This is a genomic window from Nocardia sp. CA-135398 (assembly GCF_050955845.1).
Lineage (GTDB): Bacteria > Actinomycetota > Actinomycetes > Mycobacteriales > Mycobacteriaceae > Nocardia.
This window is the reverse complement of the sequence record NZ_CP192084.1, coordinates 8,469,045-8,482,063: the sequence shown is the minus strand read 5'-3', so window position 1 is coordinate 8,482,063 and position 13,019 is coordinate 8,469,045. Positions and strand designations below refer to the sequence as shown.

Sequence of the window (13,019 nt, the reverse complement as noted above, 5' to 3'; positions counted from 1 at the left end):
CGGACTCACGCGACGATATTGACGAGCCGCCCCGGCACCACGATCAGCTTGCGCGGCGCCTTGCCGCCCAGCACGGCCGCGATCTTCTCATCGGCCAGTGCGGTCGCCTCGATGGTCGCGTTATCGGCGTCGGCGGGCACCTGGATTCGGCTGCGCACCTTGCCGTTCACCTGAATCGGGTACTCCACCGACTCATCGACCAGCAGTGCCGGATCCGCCGCCGGGAATGGACCGTGCGCCAGGGATTGCTTGTGCCCCAGCCGTTCCCACAGTTCCTCGGCGATATGCGGTGCCATCGGCGCCAGCATCAGCACCACCGGCTCCACCACCTCGCGCGGTGCACCGCCGGGGTAGCTCTTGGTCAGATGGTTGGTCAGCTCGATCAGCTTGGCGCCCGCGGTGTTATCGCGCAGTGCGGCGTAATCGTCGTCCACACCCGCGATCGTCTTGTGCAGCAGGCGCAACGTCTCCTGCGAGGGCGCCGCGTCGGTGACCCGGACCGCGCCGGACTCCTCGTCGACGACCAGTCGCCACACCCGCTGCAGGAACCGGTGCGCACCGACGACATCCTTGGTCGCCCACGGCCGGGAGGTATCCAGCGGACCCATCGACATCTCGTAGAAGCGGAAGGTGTCGGCGCCGTACATATCGCACATCTCGTCCGGTGAGATGGCGTTCTTCAGCGACTTTCCGATCTTGCCGTACTCCTGGAACGCCTCGATTTCGATACCGGTCGTCGGATCGGGGAAGTAGTGCTTGCCGTCGCGCTCGATGATCTCGGCGGCGGGCAGATACGCACCGCGCGCGTCGGTGTACGCGTGCGCTTGAATGTAGCCCTGGTTGAACAGGCGACGGTACGGCTCGCAACCGCTCACCTCACCCAGATCGAACAGCACCTTCTGCCAGAACCGCGAGTACAGCAGGTGCAGCACCGCGTGTTCGACACCGCCGACGTACAGATCGACGCCACCCGGGTCGTTCGGGCCGTGCTCCGCGGTGCGCGGTCCCAGCCAGTACTGCTCGTTCTCCTTGGCGCAGAACGCATCCGCATTGGTCGGGTCGGCGTAGCGCAGCTGGTACCAGGAGCTGCCCGCCCAGTTGGGCATGACATTGGTATCGCGGCGGTACTGCTTGGGTCCGTCGCCCAGATCCAGTTCGACATGCACCCAATCGGTGGCCTTGGCCAGCGGCGGCGACGGTTCGGAGTCGGCGTCGTTCGGATCGAAGGTGACCGGCGCGAAATCGTCCAGCTCCGGAAGTTCGACCGGCAGCATGGATTCCGGCAGTGCGTGTGGTGCGCCGTCCTCGTCGTAGACGATCGGGAACGGCTCACCCCAGTAACGCTGACGGGCGAACAGCCAGTCGCGCAGTTTGTATTGGACGGTGCCCTTGCCGTGGCCGTCGGCCTCCAGCCGGGCGATCACCGTGGCCTTGGCCTCCTCGACGGACAGGCCGTTCAGGTAATCGGAGTTCACCAGCGCGCCGTCACCGGAGTAGGCGGCGGTCGAAATGTCCCCGCCGGAAATGACTTCCACGATCGGCAGGCCGAAGACCGAGGCGAATTCCCAGTCGCGCTGATCGTGTCCCGGCACCGCCATGATCGCGCCGGTGCCGTAACCGGCCAGCACGTAGTCGGCGATGAAGATCGGCACCTGAGCGCCGTTCACCGGGTTGGTCGCATAGGAACCAAGGAAGACGCCGGACTTCTCCTTGTTCTCCTGCCGCTCCAGATCCGATTTGGCCGCGATCGCCTTGCGGTATGCCGCAACGGCTTCCCGAGGGTCACCGGCGTCCTCGAAGGTCCAGCGCGGATCGACCCCCGCGGGCCAGACCTCCGCGGTCAGCCTGTCGACCAGCTCGTGCTCGGGAGCCAGCACCACATATGTGGAACCGAACAGGGTGTCCGGCCGGGTGGTGAAGACCTCGATCTGCTGACCGTCGGCGTCGAATTTCACCTGCGCGCCGCGGGATCGCCCGATCCAGTTGCGTTGCATGGCCTTTACGTTCTCCGGCCAGTCCAGACGATCCAGGTCGTCGACCAGTCGGTCGGAGTAGGCGGTGATGCGCATCATCCACTGCCACAGCCGCTTCCGGAATACCGGGAAGTTGCCGCGCTCACTGCGACCGTCGGCGGTGACCTCTTCGTTGGACAGCACCGTGCCCAGACCTGGACACCAGTTGACCACCGAATCGGTTTGGTACACCAGGCGATAGGAGTCAAGCACCTCGGCGCGTTCGGCGGCGGTCAGATCCTGCCAATCGCGGCCGTCGGGCGTCGGGCGCGCACCCGAATCGAACTGTGCCCGCAGTTCCTCGATCGGTCGGGCGCGGTCCAAATCCTGGTCGTACCAAGCGTTGTAAATGCGCAGGAAGATCCACTGCGTCCACTTGTAGAACTCCGGATCGGTGGTCGCGAACGAGCGCCGACGGTCGTGGCCGAGGCCCAACCGGTCCAGCTGGCGCTGCATGGTGGCGATATTCGATTCGGTGGTCTGGCGCGGATGCGCACCGGTCTGCACCGCGTACTGTTCGGCGGGCAGACCGAATGCGTCATAGCCGAGCGCGTGCAGCACATTGCGGCCGTGCATCCGGTGATAGCGCGCGAAGACGTCGGTGGCGATGTAGCCGAGCGGATGCCCGACGTGCAGACCCGCGCCGGACGGGTACGGGAACATGTCCTGTACGAACAGCTTGTCCTCGGGGGTCGCACCCGCGAGCGGGCCTACCGGGTTCGGCGCGTGGAAGGTCCCGCGCTCATCCCAGGTCCGCTGCCACCGGCGCTCGATCCGGCCGGCGAGGCCAGCGTTGTACCTGTGCTCCGGTACATCGCTTTCGGTTGCACGAGTGTCCGCCACGGTCCTGCCTTCTTGTTCTCGCCGATCCCCGTCATAGATGTGTCTATCAGGGTAGAACGTCCGGGCTCATGCACCGAAAATCGGGCCGGGCTGGATCCGACGTGGCGGCGGTGCGCTAGCCTTTTCGAGTGTTCGTCGTCGCTCTCGCCCTGTTCGTGCTGGCCATCGTCGCCATCGGAACCGGCGTGCTCGGACTGACCGGGCAGCTGCCACGCAACCGCTTCGTCGGGGTGCACACCGAGGCGGCACTGCACGACGCGGAAACCTTCCGCATCGCCAACCGCGTCGCCGCCCCCACCTCCGTGGCCGCGGGCGCACTGCTCTTCGCGGGCGGCCTCGTCGCCCTGGCCGCGGGCGGCTTCCCGGCACTCATCGTGGCGGTAGTCACAGCGACGGTGGCGCTGTTCACGCTCGGCGCGGGCGCGAATGCCGCGGCTCGCGCGGTCGAATCGTTGGCTCCCGCGCAAGAGATCGGCGGCTGCGGTTCCTCCTGCGGCGCGTGCTCGTTGCGCGACGCGTGCGCTCCGACCAACTGAGTTCGGGTCGGCGTCAGCGCAGGCTTGATCGCGACGTCGTGCGCACGGCTATTCGCTCCATTTCCGCAGGTGCTCAGCGATCTCGGGCACGTCCATGTCCCCAACGGCGACGGCAATCATGATCGGTTCCTGTTCGTCGGGGAGCACGCCAAGCACGACGCCGTTACGTTCGAGCATGAGCGCCGCCGCAAGGAAGGCAGTGCGTTTGTTGCCGTCGATCAGGGCATGGTTGCGAGCAAGCGAATGAAGTAACGCGGCAGCCTTTTCGAACAACTCCGGATATGGATCCGTGCCGAACACCTTGGTGGACGGACGCGCGGCGGCGGAGGCGAGTAATCCGTAATCCCGGACCGCGTCGGTACCGCGGTTCACAGCCCGCGCGATCAGGAGAAGTTCGTGGACCGTCAGGTATCGCGTCACGCGAGCCGTTCCAGCAATTCAGCGTGCCGTTCCATGGTGCGTGCCAGCATCGCCTCGAATACTTCCTGGTTCGCGGTGAGATGCAGATGGATCGCTTCCTTCGCGATCTCTTGTTTGGAGCGGCCGGTGCGCGCGGCTTCCTCGGACAGCATCCGGTCGTCGTCATCATCGAGTCGCAAGGTCATCGCCATAATCCGCATGATACCTGTCAGATACCATATTGAGCCGACGCGGCAGTGCTGGCGAGGCGGGCGAGATAGCCATCGGGCGGGATTCGCTCTCCCCACTGCGCGCGGGTTGCGTTACTGTTCGGCGCACTCGGGTGGATCGACGTGGCGCGATAGCGGGCTACCTATCGGGTTCAGGTACAGCACGAACAGCGTCACCGGTGTCGTCCCGAGATTGCGCGCCACATGGGGGTAGGACGGACCGCTGGGTTCCCGGAAGATTCGGCCGCGCCGGTAGGTGACCGGTGCGCAGTCCGAGCCCGGATGGTCGAGGGTGCCGCGCGCGACGAGAACGAGCAGCGTGCCATCGTGGTAATGCCACCCACTGGTCCCACCCGGCTCGATCACAGTCTGGCGAAAGACGACCGCACGCCGCCCGAGCGTGAACCGAAACAGCACCCGACTCGCCGTCCCACGCGCCGGTGCCGCATTCACCTCGAACTCCCGCCACCACATCACCAATCCATCGAACCACCGCGCGAGGGAGTTCGTGGACCATGCCTGCCCGGCCCCATGGGGCTGAGGCGGTGGCGCAGCGGAAACCGCATCGATTCCGCGAACGCCGCCGCTCCATCCCACCTAGCGCAGTGACTCCAGTGCCTTCAGCACCGCGTTGTCCGCTTCGGTGTCCCCGACGGCGACGCGCGCGCTGCCGTCGGGATACGCCTTGGCCGCGATGCCGGCCCGGCGCAGCGCCGTTGCTACGCCGGGGCCCGGCAGGTAGAGAAAGTTGGCGTAGCTGCGCGGCACGGCGATGTGTCGGCGTAGCAACGCACTGCGCAGGGTCTCGCGGGCAGTGGTGATGCGCAGGATGCGCGCGGCCAATTCGGGTTCCGCGGCGTAGGACGCGGCGACCGCGGCCACCGCCGCCGAACTCACCCCGAACGGCAGCTGCAGCCTGTGCACCCGGCTGATCAACTCGCTGCGCCCGAAGGCGTAGCCGATGCGCAGACCCGCCAGTCCGTAGGCCTTCGAAAAGGTGCGCAGGACAAGCAGATTCGGATGCCGATTCAGCAGCGCCATGGTGTCGACCTGATCGGCGGGACCGAGGAATTCGGCATACGCCTCATCCAGGATGATCGGCACCCGGCGCGGCACCGAGCACAGGAATGCCTTCAGCTCACTGGCCGGTATCACGGTGCCGGTCGGATTGTGCGGACGGCAGACCACCACCAGACCGGTTCGCCTGTCGATGGCCTTAGTCATCGCCCACAGATCCTGATTGCCCGCGGCATCAAGGGGCACCGGGACGACGTCGAGATCGGCCATCTCCGCCATGATCGGATAGCCGTCGAAAGTCGGTGCCCCGTAGACGATTCCGTCACCAGGCTTGGTCAACGCCTGGATGATCTGCATGGCCACCCCGGTCGCGCCGGATCCGACGACCACCTGATCCGAATGCACTCCGACGTGCCCCGCGATCATCCTCGGCAGCCGCCGCGGCAGGAATTCCGGATAGCGATTGGCCTGCGCCAGTACGCTGTTCACCGCGACGAGCACCGAAGGCAGTGGCGGAAACGGATTTTCGCTCAGGCTGAGATCGAAGCGCGCCTGCGCCCGCCGACTTCGGTGCTGTTGCGAGGGCCGGGATTCATCGGCCACCCGCACGCTCATCTCGCCGCACCCCAGCGCACCGCCGCGGCACCGGCGAAATCACCGGCGTGCGCGAATGCCGACAACAGCACCACCGAGCCGTTGCGCAGCCGACCCGCCCGATTCTCGGTATCGAGTGTGACCGGAATGCCCGCGGCGAACAGATTTCCGCACTGGTCGAAGGTGTCCGGATGCCGCTCCGGCGGCAGTTCCAGTGCATCGTGCCAGTTGCGCAGGAACAACCGGTTCGGCTGATTGGTGACGAAGGTGTCGATATCGCGGCCCTTCACCCCGATCCGGTCGCACACCGCCAATGCCACCTCCGGCACCAGCCGATTGCCGCGGGCGAACACCTTGGTGATCTTCGATTCGGAAAAGCTGACGCAGCCCTGGCCCTCGCCCGGCTCCCAATACTTGCGCTCGCCATTGGTCGAGAACTCCATATCCCCGGCGAATTCGGGATAGGTGCGGCATTCGATATCCAGGATCGGCGCGGAATCGTCCTTGACGAGCAGTCCGACACCGCAGGCGTCACCGGGGACCGGGGCCTGGGCGAGCTTGCGGATCTCGGTCTGGGTGAAGACCGGGCCCGCGCAGTTCTGGGTGGCCGCGATGAGCGCGGTGCGGGCGTCGGTGGTCTGCAGGATCATCCTGGCCATGGCCATCATGTGCACGAAGGCCGCACAGCCGCCATTGTGCACGTCGTAGGCGAAGCGGGGCTTCATCCCGAGGCGGCGGGCCACCTCGGGTCCGCAACCCATCACCGGATTGTCCGGCAGCTGGGTGTGCGTGATCAGCACGTCGATATCCGTAATCGTTTGTCCGCCATGGCGTTCGATCAGCGGTGCGACGGCGCGCTCGACCATGTCCACCGCGGTCTCGTCCCTGGCCACATGGTGGCGCGCCTTGGGCGAGCGGAACATGACGTTCTTGGCCATCCGATCGGATCGGCTGTACTGCGTGAAATATTCGGTGCCGACCGGCTCACCCGGCAGATAGCTCGCCACATCGACCAGGCTGACCGTCGGCAGTCCATGGGCTTCCGGATTGAAGAAATTCATGGTGCGGCCTCACTTCATCCAGTCGGGCTTGATCGGAAGACCGTTTGCCGCACGGTATTCGCAGATCGCCTTGAGGTTGTCCATCTCCAGCTGGTGCCCGGCGGAGAACATGTCCCAGAAGTCGCCCACCCACACCGGCCGCTTTTCGGGAGCCGTTTCGGGATAGGGGTTTTCGTCGTAGAACGGGTGACGGCAGTTCACCCACAGCACCACCGAACCCGGCTTGTCGAACACCACCTGGGCATCGATCACCCGCAGCAGATAGATCATCCACAGGTGCCGACTCTGATCCCAGGCGCAGTGGTAGTCGACGGTCATGGCCTCGCGGTGCGCGACGGTGCGGGTGTAGATCTTGGTCTCCGGTCCGAGCCGGTCCCAGGCCAGCCACAGCCCCGGTTCCTCGGTCTCGGTGAAGCCGCGCAGGCTGTAGGTCCATTCCTCCAGGCTGCGGGTATCGGCCAGGTATTCCCACACCTCATCCGGCGGCGCGGCGATATACGCCTGTACCGGACAGAACTCGCCGAAGATCTGGTCGTGTGGATACACCGACCGCAGCATGTCCATGATGATCGGCGTCGTCGCGTCCTTATCTGAGTTCTCGATCCGGAGCACACCGGGGATTACGTCTTCCGGAATGTCGCTGAGGGCGGGCAGGGCGCTTGTGGTCACGGCTTCTTCTCCAATGTCGCGAGGAAGGGGATGAAGGGGGGAACTTCGTCGGGGTCGACGTCGATCGAGATGAACGCGGGCCCTTCGGATTCGACGCATCGCCCCAGTGCGATGGCCAGCTCTGCGGTAGTACGGACGGAGTAGGCGGACAGTTCAGGGAACATCGCATCGATGCCCGCACCCAGTTGTGCGGGCCGAAATCGGTTGAAGCTGTAGCGGTCTTGGTAATAGAGCTGTTCGCGGGTGACGCACATGGCGTGCGCGTTGTTGTTGAGCACGATGAAGATGACCGGCAGCTGATGTTCGATCGCGGTGTGCAATTCCATGCCGTGCATGTAGAACGCGCCGTCACCTGCGACGACGACAGTGCGTCTGATTCCGGACGGTCCGCGATGCCGGGCGAATGCCGAACCTATCGCGGCGCCGAACGCATAGCCCATCCCGCCCATGCCGAGCGCGACCACGAATCGGCCGCCGCGCGGCACCCGCAGATGGTGTACCACCGCGGCCCCGGTATTGCCCGCATCCGCGAAAACATCCGTGCCCTCGGGCAATAACGCCTCGATCGTCTCGACCAGTTCGCGATAGCGCAGCCCGGGACCGGTCGACTCGGGCACCCGCAGAGATGTCAGAGCGTGCGGAGGATACGGATGGCTCGACTCTTCGACACCCTCGGTGAATTCGTCCGCGAGTTCGGCCAGATCCCGCGCGAGGTCGGTACTGGTGGCGTGGATCGCGGACAGATACGGCGCGGCGACACCGATATGCGCGACGGTGCACCCGGCCAGCAGTTCGTCCAGCCCGGTGCGCGCGGTGATCGGCATCGGGGTGCCGACGATCAGGCACAGGGTGGCCGCGCGCAGTGCCGCCGACAACTCCGGATGCCCCATACTTCCGGCGACACCGCAGAACGCCGGGTCGGCATTGTCATAGGTGTCCTTGGCATCCGGGGCGACGCCAACCGAGGCATCCAAGGTGCGTGCGAGCCGAGCGAGTTCGGCACGGGCGTCGTCGCGCGCGACCTGGTCACCCACGATGAGCACGATCTTGCCGACCGTGCGTGCCGCGGTCAGCGCCGCGCGCACCCGAGCCAGGCCGCTTTCATCGCGCCGGTGCGTCGGCGGTGCCGACCGGAACGGCGGAATATCGCCGATAGCGCTCTGCTGCACATCCTTTGGCAGCAGCAGGACCGCTGGACCGCCTCGTCGGGCGGCGTCGACGGCCCTGGACAACTTGTCGGGCAGATCGGCGGCGCTGTCCACCCGTGCGCAGTACTGGGTGATCGCGCCGAACATCCGGGCGGCGTCGATGGTGCCCGCGAGCCCGCTGGAGTCCTGGAATGCGCCGTTGCCCTCCAGGGCGGTCGGCGGCTGCCCGACCAGCGCCAACACCGGCACCCGGGATGCGTACGACTCGGCAAGTCCGGCAACGAGATTCATCGCGCCACCGCCGGAGGTGGCGGCGACGACACCGAGTCCGCCGGTCGAGCGGGCGTAGCCGTCGGCCATGGTCGCGGCCGAAAACTCGTGCTTGGCAACGATTCCCGCGACGTCGTCCGGCGCGTCGAAGAGCGCGTCGTATAGGTCCTCGATATTCGCGCCGTCGACACCGAAGATGTGCTGCACCCCCAGGGTTGAAACCGCTCGGACCAGATAATCTACGACTCTGCTCGGCATCGGCACTCCTCTCGCAGTGACCAGCAGGCGCCGAAGCGCAGGCAGGGTCACACATCGCGTACACGTGAACTACGAGTTGGGCCGAGGGCCGGTTCAATCCCTCGCGCAAGATGTACTCCGCGCACGAGGCGGTCGGGAAATACTTGTGAGCGGCCACAGCTTGCGTGTACGTATACATCTACGTATAGTGAGTTCATGCCCAATAAGACGATCTATGTTGCCGATGACGATCTGCCACTGTTCCAGCGTGCGCAGGAGCTGGTCGGCGGCAACCTTTCGGGGGCGGTGACCACCGCCCTGCGGCGGTTCATCGAGCTGGAAGAGGGCAGGCTGGAGGGCTACGACGAGGTGGTGCTGCGGGTGGGCCACAACGGCGTGCGCCAGGTCCGCTTCTCCGGCGCCCTGCTCGGCGAGCATCGCGACGTGAACGAAGAGCGCATGGAACACGTCCGGATATATCGCAGTCGGAAGGGCAAATTCGTCATGCACGCCCAGTACTCGAACTGGGACGAGTACCCGCAGAGCACCAATTGGGTCAAGGATCTGACGAACTGGCGTCGCATGCTCGGCGTCGGTGATCAGGACTGGGGCGACTTCATTTTCGAGATCGTCGATTCACTCGGCGAATTGAAGGGAAAGATTCCGGACAAGCTCTACGAGCGGGTGGCCCAGATCGCCGACCGTCCGCCGGTCGAGGAACTCGACATCTAATCGGACTCGATACCAACCGAATACCAGCTCCAACGCCGCACCGGACTCCGGGCGCGGTGCGGCTGAAACATGCGGTCATTCGCATTCAATGATGAAATTCTCGAAAGGAAGACCATGACCAACGGTCATCGCGCTCTCGCCATTTCGGCGCAGGGCCTGCGTAAATCGTTCGGTGAGCAGGTGGTGCTCGACGGCATCGATATCACGGTGCAGGAGGGCACGATCTACTCCCTCCTCGGCCCGAACGGTGCTGGCAAGACCACCACCGTGCAGATCCTCACCACTCTGCTGCGTCCCGATGCCGGTGAGGTCCGCGTCGACGGCCATGATCTGGTCACCGAACCCGATGCCGTGCGCACCGCGATCGGTGTCACCGGCCAGTTCTCCGCGGTCGACGAATTGCTGACCGGCCGCGAAAACCTGGTCCTGATGGGCGATCTGCACCATCTGCCGCGCCGCGAGAGCAAGCGCCTGGCCGCGGAGCTGCTGGAGCGCTTCGACCTGGTCGATGCCGGTGACAAGACCGCGGCCACCTACTCCGGCGGCATGGTGCGGCGGCTGGATCTGGCCATGACGCTGGTCGGCGATCCGCGCATCATCTTCCTGGACGAGCCGACCACCGGCCTGGATCCGCGCAGTAGGCGGGCGATCTGGGAAATGATCCGCACGCTGGTCGACGACTACAGCGTGACCGTCTTCCTCACCACCCAGTACCTCGAGGAGGCCGATCAACTGGCCGACCGGATCGCGGTGCTCGACCACGGCCGGATCGTCGCCGAGGGCACGGCCGCCGAATTGAAGCGGCGGATACCCGGTGGACATATCCGCCTGGAATTCGTCGATCAGCCCGGACTCGCCGCCGCGGCAACGGCATTGGGACCGGAGGCGCGCGTCGTCGATGACGCGGCCGATGAGGAGTTCACCCTCGCGGTCCCCAGCGACGGCGGAGTCAAATCGCTGCGCGCGGTGCTCGACCGGCTCGACTACGAGCAGATCGAGGTGGCCGGACTTTCGGTGCACACCCCCACCCTCGACGACGTATTCCTCACCCTCACCGGACATCCCACCGCCGACAAGGAGACCGTGCGATGAGCAGCACGATGACCTACGCGTTCGCCGACTCTAAAACGATGTTGCGGCGCAGCCTGCTTCATGCGAAGCGGTACCCGAGCATGACCTTCAGCATCATCCTCATGCCGATCATCCTGCTGCTCACCTTCAACTTCGTTTTCGGTGGCGCACTGGAGAAGTCGTCCGGCGGCAACTACATCGACTACCTGACCCCCGGCATGCTGTTGATGATCCCGGCGTATATGACCGCGGGTGTGGCGGTCTCGGTCTGCACCGATACCACCAAGGGCATTGTGAATCGCTTTCGCACCATGGCGATTTCGCAGTCCGCGATACTCGCCGGACATGTGGTCGGCGCACTGATCCAGGCCCTGCTCGGTATCGCCGCCATGGTCGGTGTCGCCGTGCTCGTCGGTTTCCGGCCCTCGGCGAATGTCATCGAGTGGATCGCCGCATTCGGGCTGCTCGCCATGCTCGTTTTCGCACTCACCTGGCTCGCGGTCGGCATGGGACTGGTCGCGTCGAGTCCGGAGAGCGCGAGCAATATGCCCTTCCCGCTGATCATGCTGCCGTTCCTCGGCAGCGGCCTGGTCGGCACCGACACCATGCCGGTCGTGATGCGTCAGTTCGCCGAATACCAGCCGTTCACACCGCTTACCGAAACCATCCGCGGCCTGCTCATGGGCACGGAGATCGGCAATAACGGCATCATCTCCATCGCCTGGTGCCTCGGCCTCGGGCTGCTCGGCTACTTCTGGTCGACCTCGGTCTTCCGCAAGCAAGCCCAGCGCTGAACCGCCGAGAGCGATCCCCCGCCGAGTTCGGCGGGGGATCGAAGCGTGTCAGATCGTGCCGGACAGCAGCGTCTCGCCCGTCGACGCCTTCCGGATCTGCACTGCCTGGATCTGATCCGGCGCCTTATTGATGGTCCGGTCGATCGTCAGCTCGGTACCCGGCCCGGCAGGCCACCGGTCGAGTTTGGCCTGACTGCCATCGGTGCCGATGACGTACAGGTCGAGATCCCAGTCGTACTTCTGGTCACTGGGTCCATAGCTGCAGGTCATCACGATGCGGGTCTTGCCATCGGCCTGCACGACCTTGAAGCTGGCCGTCACCGGATTCGGCGTGATCGGATCCATACTGCGTTCGGCCACAACCGGTTCCGAGCTCGGCTTATCCGCCGCGGTGACCGCGGTCACCACCGGAACCGCGATAGCCACCGCCGCGGCGGCCGCCGCGATCGATGCACCGACGGCGGCCCACCGGCCGCGCCGCCTGCGCTTCTCGGCCGCGTCGGCGAGCCGGGGCAGTAACTGAGCGGGGGGTTCGACCTCGGCCGCGGTCTTCTCCGGCGTCTCGATCATCGCGAGCGCGGTGTCGACCTCGACCATGGCGAGCAGACCAGGGAGTCCGGCGAGATCGGCCACCGCCGCCCGGCAGACCGGGCAGCCCGCCAGATGCTCTTCGTACTCCCGCCGTTCGATGCGGGAGAGGGAGCCGAGAACGTACGGTGCATCCCACGTCGAGTAGTCGTCGGCGATATCCGTCATTGATTCGTCACCCCCATCTCCTGTAGTGCCAGCCGTAACGCCCGCATGCCATAGTGCATCCGAGATTTCACCGTGCCCGCCGGGATATCGAGTTCCTCGGCGATCTGGTGGGTGGAAAGTCCTCGATAGTAGGCCCGCACGATCACCTCGCGATGATCACCGCTGAGCCTGCTCAACGCGTCCGCGACCAGCCAACCGTCAAGGGCCCGGTCGGCTTGATCCGGTGTGGCCTGCTCCGGCGGTTTGTCGGTGCGGAATTCGCGCCGATTGCGGGCGCTGCGGTGCTCATCCACGGCGAGATTGCGGGCGACCGTGAACAGCCACGCCCGCGCCGATGTCGTCGATTGATCGAGTACGTTCGGGCGCTGCCACGCCCGCAATAAGGTCTCTTGCACGATGTCCTCGGCCCGACCTGGATCGCGAACCAAACCGAGCGTGTACCGCCACAGCGCCGAAGCATGTTCCTGATACAGAACCCGCATTAACTCGGCTTGTTCTTCGGGCATTAGTCACCTGCTCCCACGCCTCTCCGCGTTTTTTTGCCGATCGTCGGGAGCTGGTCCCTGGGATTCGTCGCGGGCGGGCGGTAGTCGGGGTGATCGGCTTTCTGGGCGTACCCGGCGAGTTACCCATGTACGCGCCGGATCACG

Annotated in this window: 14 protein-coding genes; 4 read left to right on the top strand and 10 right to left on the bottom strand. The window is 65.4% G+C overall.

What is annotated here, in order from left to right:
* Window positions 1-5 precede the first annotated feature (5 nt).
* Window positions 6-2,855, bottom strand: coding sequence for a leucine--tRNA ligase (gene leuS, locus ACQP1T_RS37705; RefSeq protein ID WP_433757720.1), 2,850 nt, complete (start codon window positions 2,853-2,855; stop codon window positions 6-8).
* 128 nt (window positions 2,856-2,983) lie between these two features.
* Between leuS and ACQP1T_RS37700 the strand changes: the two genes are divergently transcribed.
* Complete coding sequence (locus tag ACQP1T_RS37700; RefSeq protein ID WP_433757719.1) at window positions 2,984-3,391, top strand: SdpI family protein; 408 nt, start codon at window positions 2,984-2,986, stop codon at window positions 3,389-3,391.
* Window positions 3,392-3,439: 48 nt separating this feature from the next.
* Here the strand turns inward: ACQP1T_RS37700 and ACQP1T_RS37695 are convergent, their stop codons facing one another.
* The 7 genes from ACQP1T_RS37695 to ACQP1T_RS37665 all read right to left on the bottom strand — a co-directional run bounded on the left by ACQP1T_RS37695 (window position 3,440) and on the right by ACQP1T_RS37665 (window position 9,037).
* A complete protein-coding gene (locus ACQP1T_RS37695; protein WP_433757718.1) occupies window positions 3,440-3,811 on the bottom strand; it encodes a type II toxin-antitoxin system death-on-curing family toxin in 372 nt (123 codons plus the stop codon).
* Window positions 3,808-4,002 (bottom strand): ribbon-helix-helix protein, CopG family, encoded by a 195-nt coding sequence (locus tag ACQP1T_RS37690; RefSeq protein ID WP_063045758.1) that lies wholly within the window; start codon window positions 4,000-4,002, stop codon window positions 3,808-3,810. Before ACQP1T_RS37690 ends, ACQP1T_RS37695 begins: the two co-directional genes overlap by 4 nt.
* A 111-nt stretch (window positions 4,003-4,113) precedes the next feature.
* Window positions 4,114-4,494 carry a cupin domain-containing protein gene (locus ACQP1T_RS37685; RefSeq protein WP_433757717.1) on the bottom strand — a complete coding sequence of 127 codons (381 nt, stop codon included), beginning with the start codon at window positions 4,492-4,494 and terminating at the stop codon, window positions 4,114-4,116.
* A gap of 123 nt (window positions 4,495-4,617) precedes the next feature.
* The gene (locus ACQP1T_RS37680; RefSeq protein WP_433757716.1) at window positions 4,618-5,652 is read right to left on the bottom strand and encodes an aminotransferase class I/II-fold pyridoxal phosphate-dependent enzyme; all 1,035 of its coding nucleotides are present in this window, start codon (window positions 5,650-5,652) and stop codon (window positions 4,618-4,620) included.
* Window positions 5,649-6,692, bottom strand: coding sequence for a 3-oxoacyl-ACP synthase III family protein (locus ACQP1T_RS37675; protein WP_433757715.1), 1,044 nt, complete (start codon window positions 6,690-6,692; stop codon window positions 5,649-5,651). Before ACQP1T_RS37675 ends, ACQP1T_RS37680 begins: the two co-directional genes overlap by 4 nt.
* Before the next feature lie 9 nt (window positions 6,693-6,701).
* Entirely contained in the window at window positions 6,702-7,361 is a 660-nt protein-coding gene (locus ACQP1T_RS37670; RefSeq protein ID WP_433757714.1) for an SRPBCC family protein, read from the bottom strand.
* A complete protein-coding gene (locus ACQP1T_RS37665; RefSeq protein ID WP_433757713.1) occupies window positions 7,358-9,037 on the bottom strand; it encodes a thiamine pyrophosphate-binding protein in 1,680 nt (559 codons plus the stop codon). Before ACQP1T_RS37665 ends, ACQP1T_RS37670 begins: the two co-directional genes overlap by 4 nt.
* Before the next feature lie 195 nt (window positions 9,038-9,232).
* On the opposite strand from ACQP1T_RS37665, the gene ACQP1T_RS37660 reads away from it, so the two are divergent.
* The 3 genes from ACQP1T_RS37660 to ACQP1T_RS37650 all read left to right on the top strand — a co-directional run bounded on the left by ACQP1T_RS37660 (window position 9,233) and on the right by ACQP1T_RS37650 (window position 11,613).
* Entirely contained in the window at window positions 9,233-9,748 is a 516-nt protein-coding gene (locus ACQP1T_RS37660; protein ID WP_433757712.1) for an EXLDI protein, read from the top strand.
* A gap of 114 nt (window positions 9,749-9,862) precedes the next feature.
* Window positions 9,863-10,840 carry an ATP-binding cassette domain-containing protein gene (locus tag ACQP1T_RS37655; protein ID WP_433757711.1) on the top strand — a complete coding sequence of 326 codons (978 nt, stop codon included), beginning with the start codon at window positions 9,863-9,865 and terminating at the stop codon, window positions 10,838-10,840.
* Window positions 10,837-11,613 carry an ABC transporter permease gene (locus ACQP1T_RS37650; protein ID WP_433757710.1) on the top strand — a complete coding sequence of 259 codons (777 nt, stop codon included), beginning with the start codon at window positions 10,837-10,839 and terminating at the stop codon, window positions 11,611-11,613. Before ACQP1T_RS37655 ends, ACQP1T_RS37650 begins: the two co-directional genes overlap by 4 nt.
* A 48-nt stretch (window positions 11,614-11,661) precedes the next feature.
* Here ACQP1T_RS37650 and ACQP1T_RS37645 read toward each other — a convergent pair whose 3' ends face one another.
* Both ACQP1T_RS37645 and ACQP1T_RS37640 read right to left on the bottom strand, forming a co-directional pair.
* Complete coding sequence (locus ACQP1T_RS37645; RefSeq protein WP_433757709.1) at window positions 11,662-12,369, bottom strand: zf-HC2 domain-containing protein; 708 nt, start codon at window positions 12,367-12,369, stop codon at window positions 11,662-11,664.
* On the bottom strand, window positions 12,366-12,875 hold the full coding sequence (locus tag ACQP1T_RS37640; RefSeq protein WP_387286765.1) for a sigma-70 family RNA polymerase sigma factor: 510 nt from the start codon (window positions 12,873-12,875) through the stop codon (window positions 12,366-12,368). Before ACQP1T_RS37640 ends, ACQP1T_RS37645 begins: the two co-directional genes overlap by 4 nt.
* Between the last annotated feature and the right edge of the window lie 144 nt (window positions 12,876-13,019).

Coding starts and splice junctions, on each gene's coding strand:
- ACQP1T_RS37680 (WP_433757716.1), bottom strand. CDS start 5,652: ATGAGCGTGCGGGTGGCCGATGAATCCCGGCCCTCGCAACAGCACCGA.
- ACQP1T_RS37675 (WP_433757715.1), bottom strand. CDS start 6,692: ATGAATTTCTTCAATCCGGAAGCCCATGGACTGCCGACGGTCAGCCTG.
- ACQP1T_RS37640 (WP_387286765.1), bottom strand. CDS start 12,875: ATGCCCGAAGAACAAGCCGAGTTAATGCGGGTTCTGTATCAGGAACAT.
- ACQP1T_RS37660 (WP_433757712.1), top strand. CDS start 9,233: ATGCCCAATAAGACGATCTATGTTGCCGATGACGATCTGCCACTGTTC.
- ACQP1T_RS37650 (WP_433757710.1), top strand. CDS start 10,837: ATGAGCAGCACGATGACCTACGCGTTCGCCGACTCTAAAACGATGTTG.
- ACQP1T_RS37685 (WP_433757717.1), bottom strand. CDS start 4,494: ATGTGGTGGCGGGAGTTCGAGGTGAATGCGGCACCGGCGCGTGGGACG.
- ACQP1T_RS37665 (WP_433757713.1), bottom strand. CDS start 9,037: ATGCCGAGCAGAGTCGTAGATTATCTGGTCCGAGCGGTTTCAACCCTG.
- ACQP1T_RS37690 (WP_063045758.1), bottom strand. CDS start 4,002: ATGGCGATGACCTTGCGACTCGATGATGACGACGACCGGATGCTGTCC.
- ACQP1T_RS37655 (WP_433757711.1), top strand. CDS start 9,863: ATGACCAACGGTCATCGCGCTCTCGCCATTTCGGCGCAGGGCCTGCGT.
- ACQP1T_RS37645 (WP_433757709.1), bottom strand. CDS start 12,369: ATGACGGATATCGCCGACGACTACTCGACGTGGGATGCACCGTACGTT.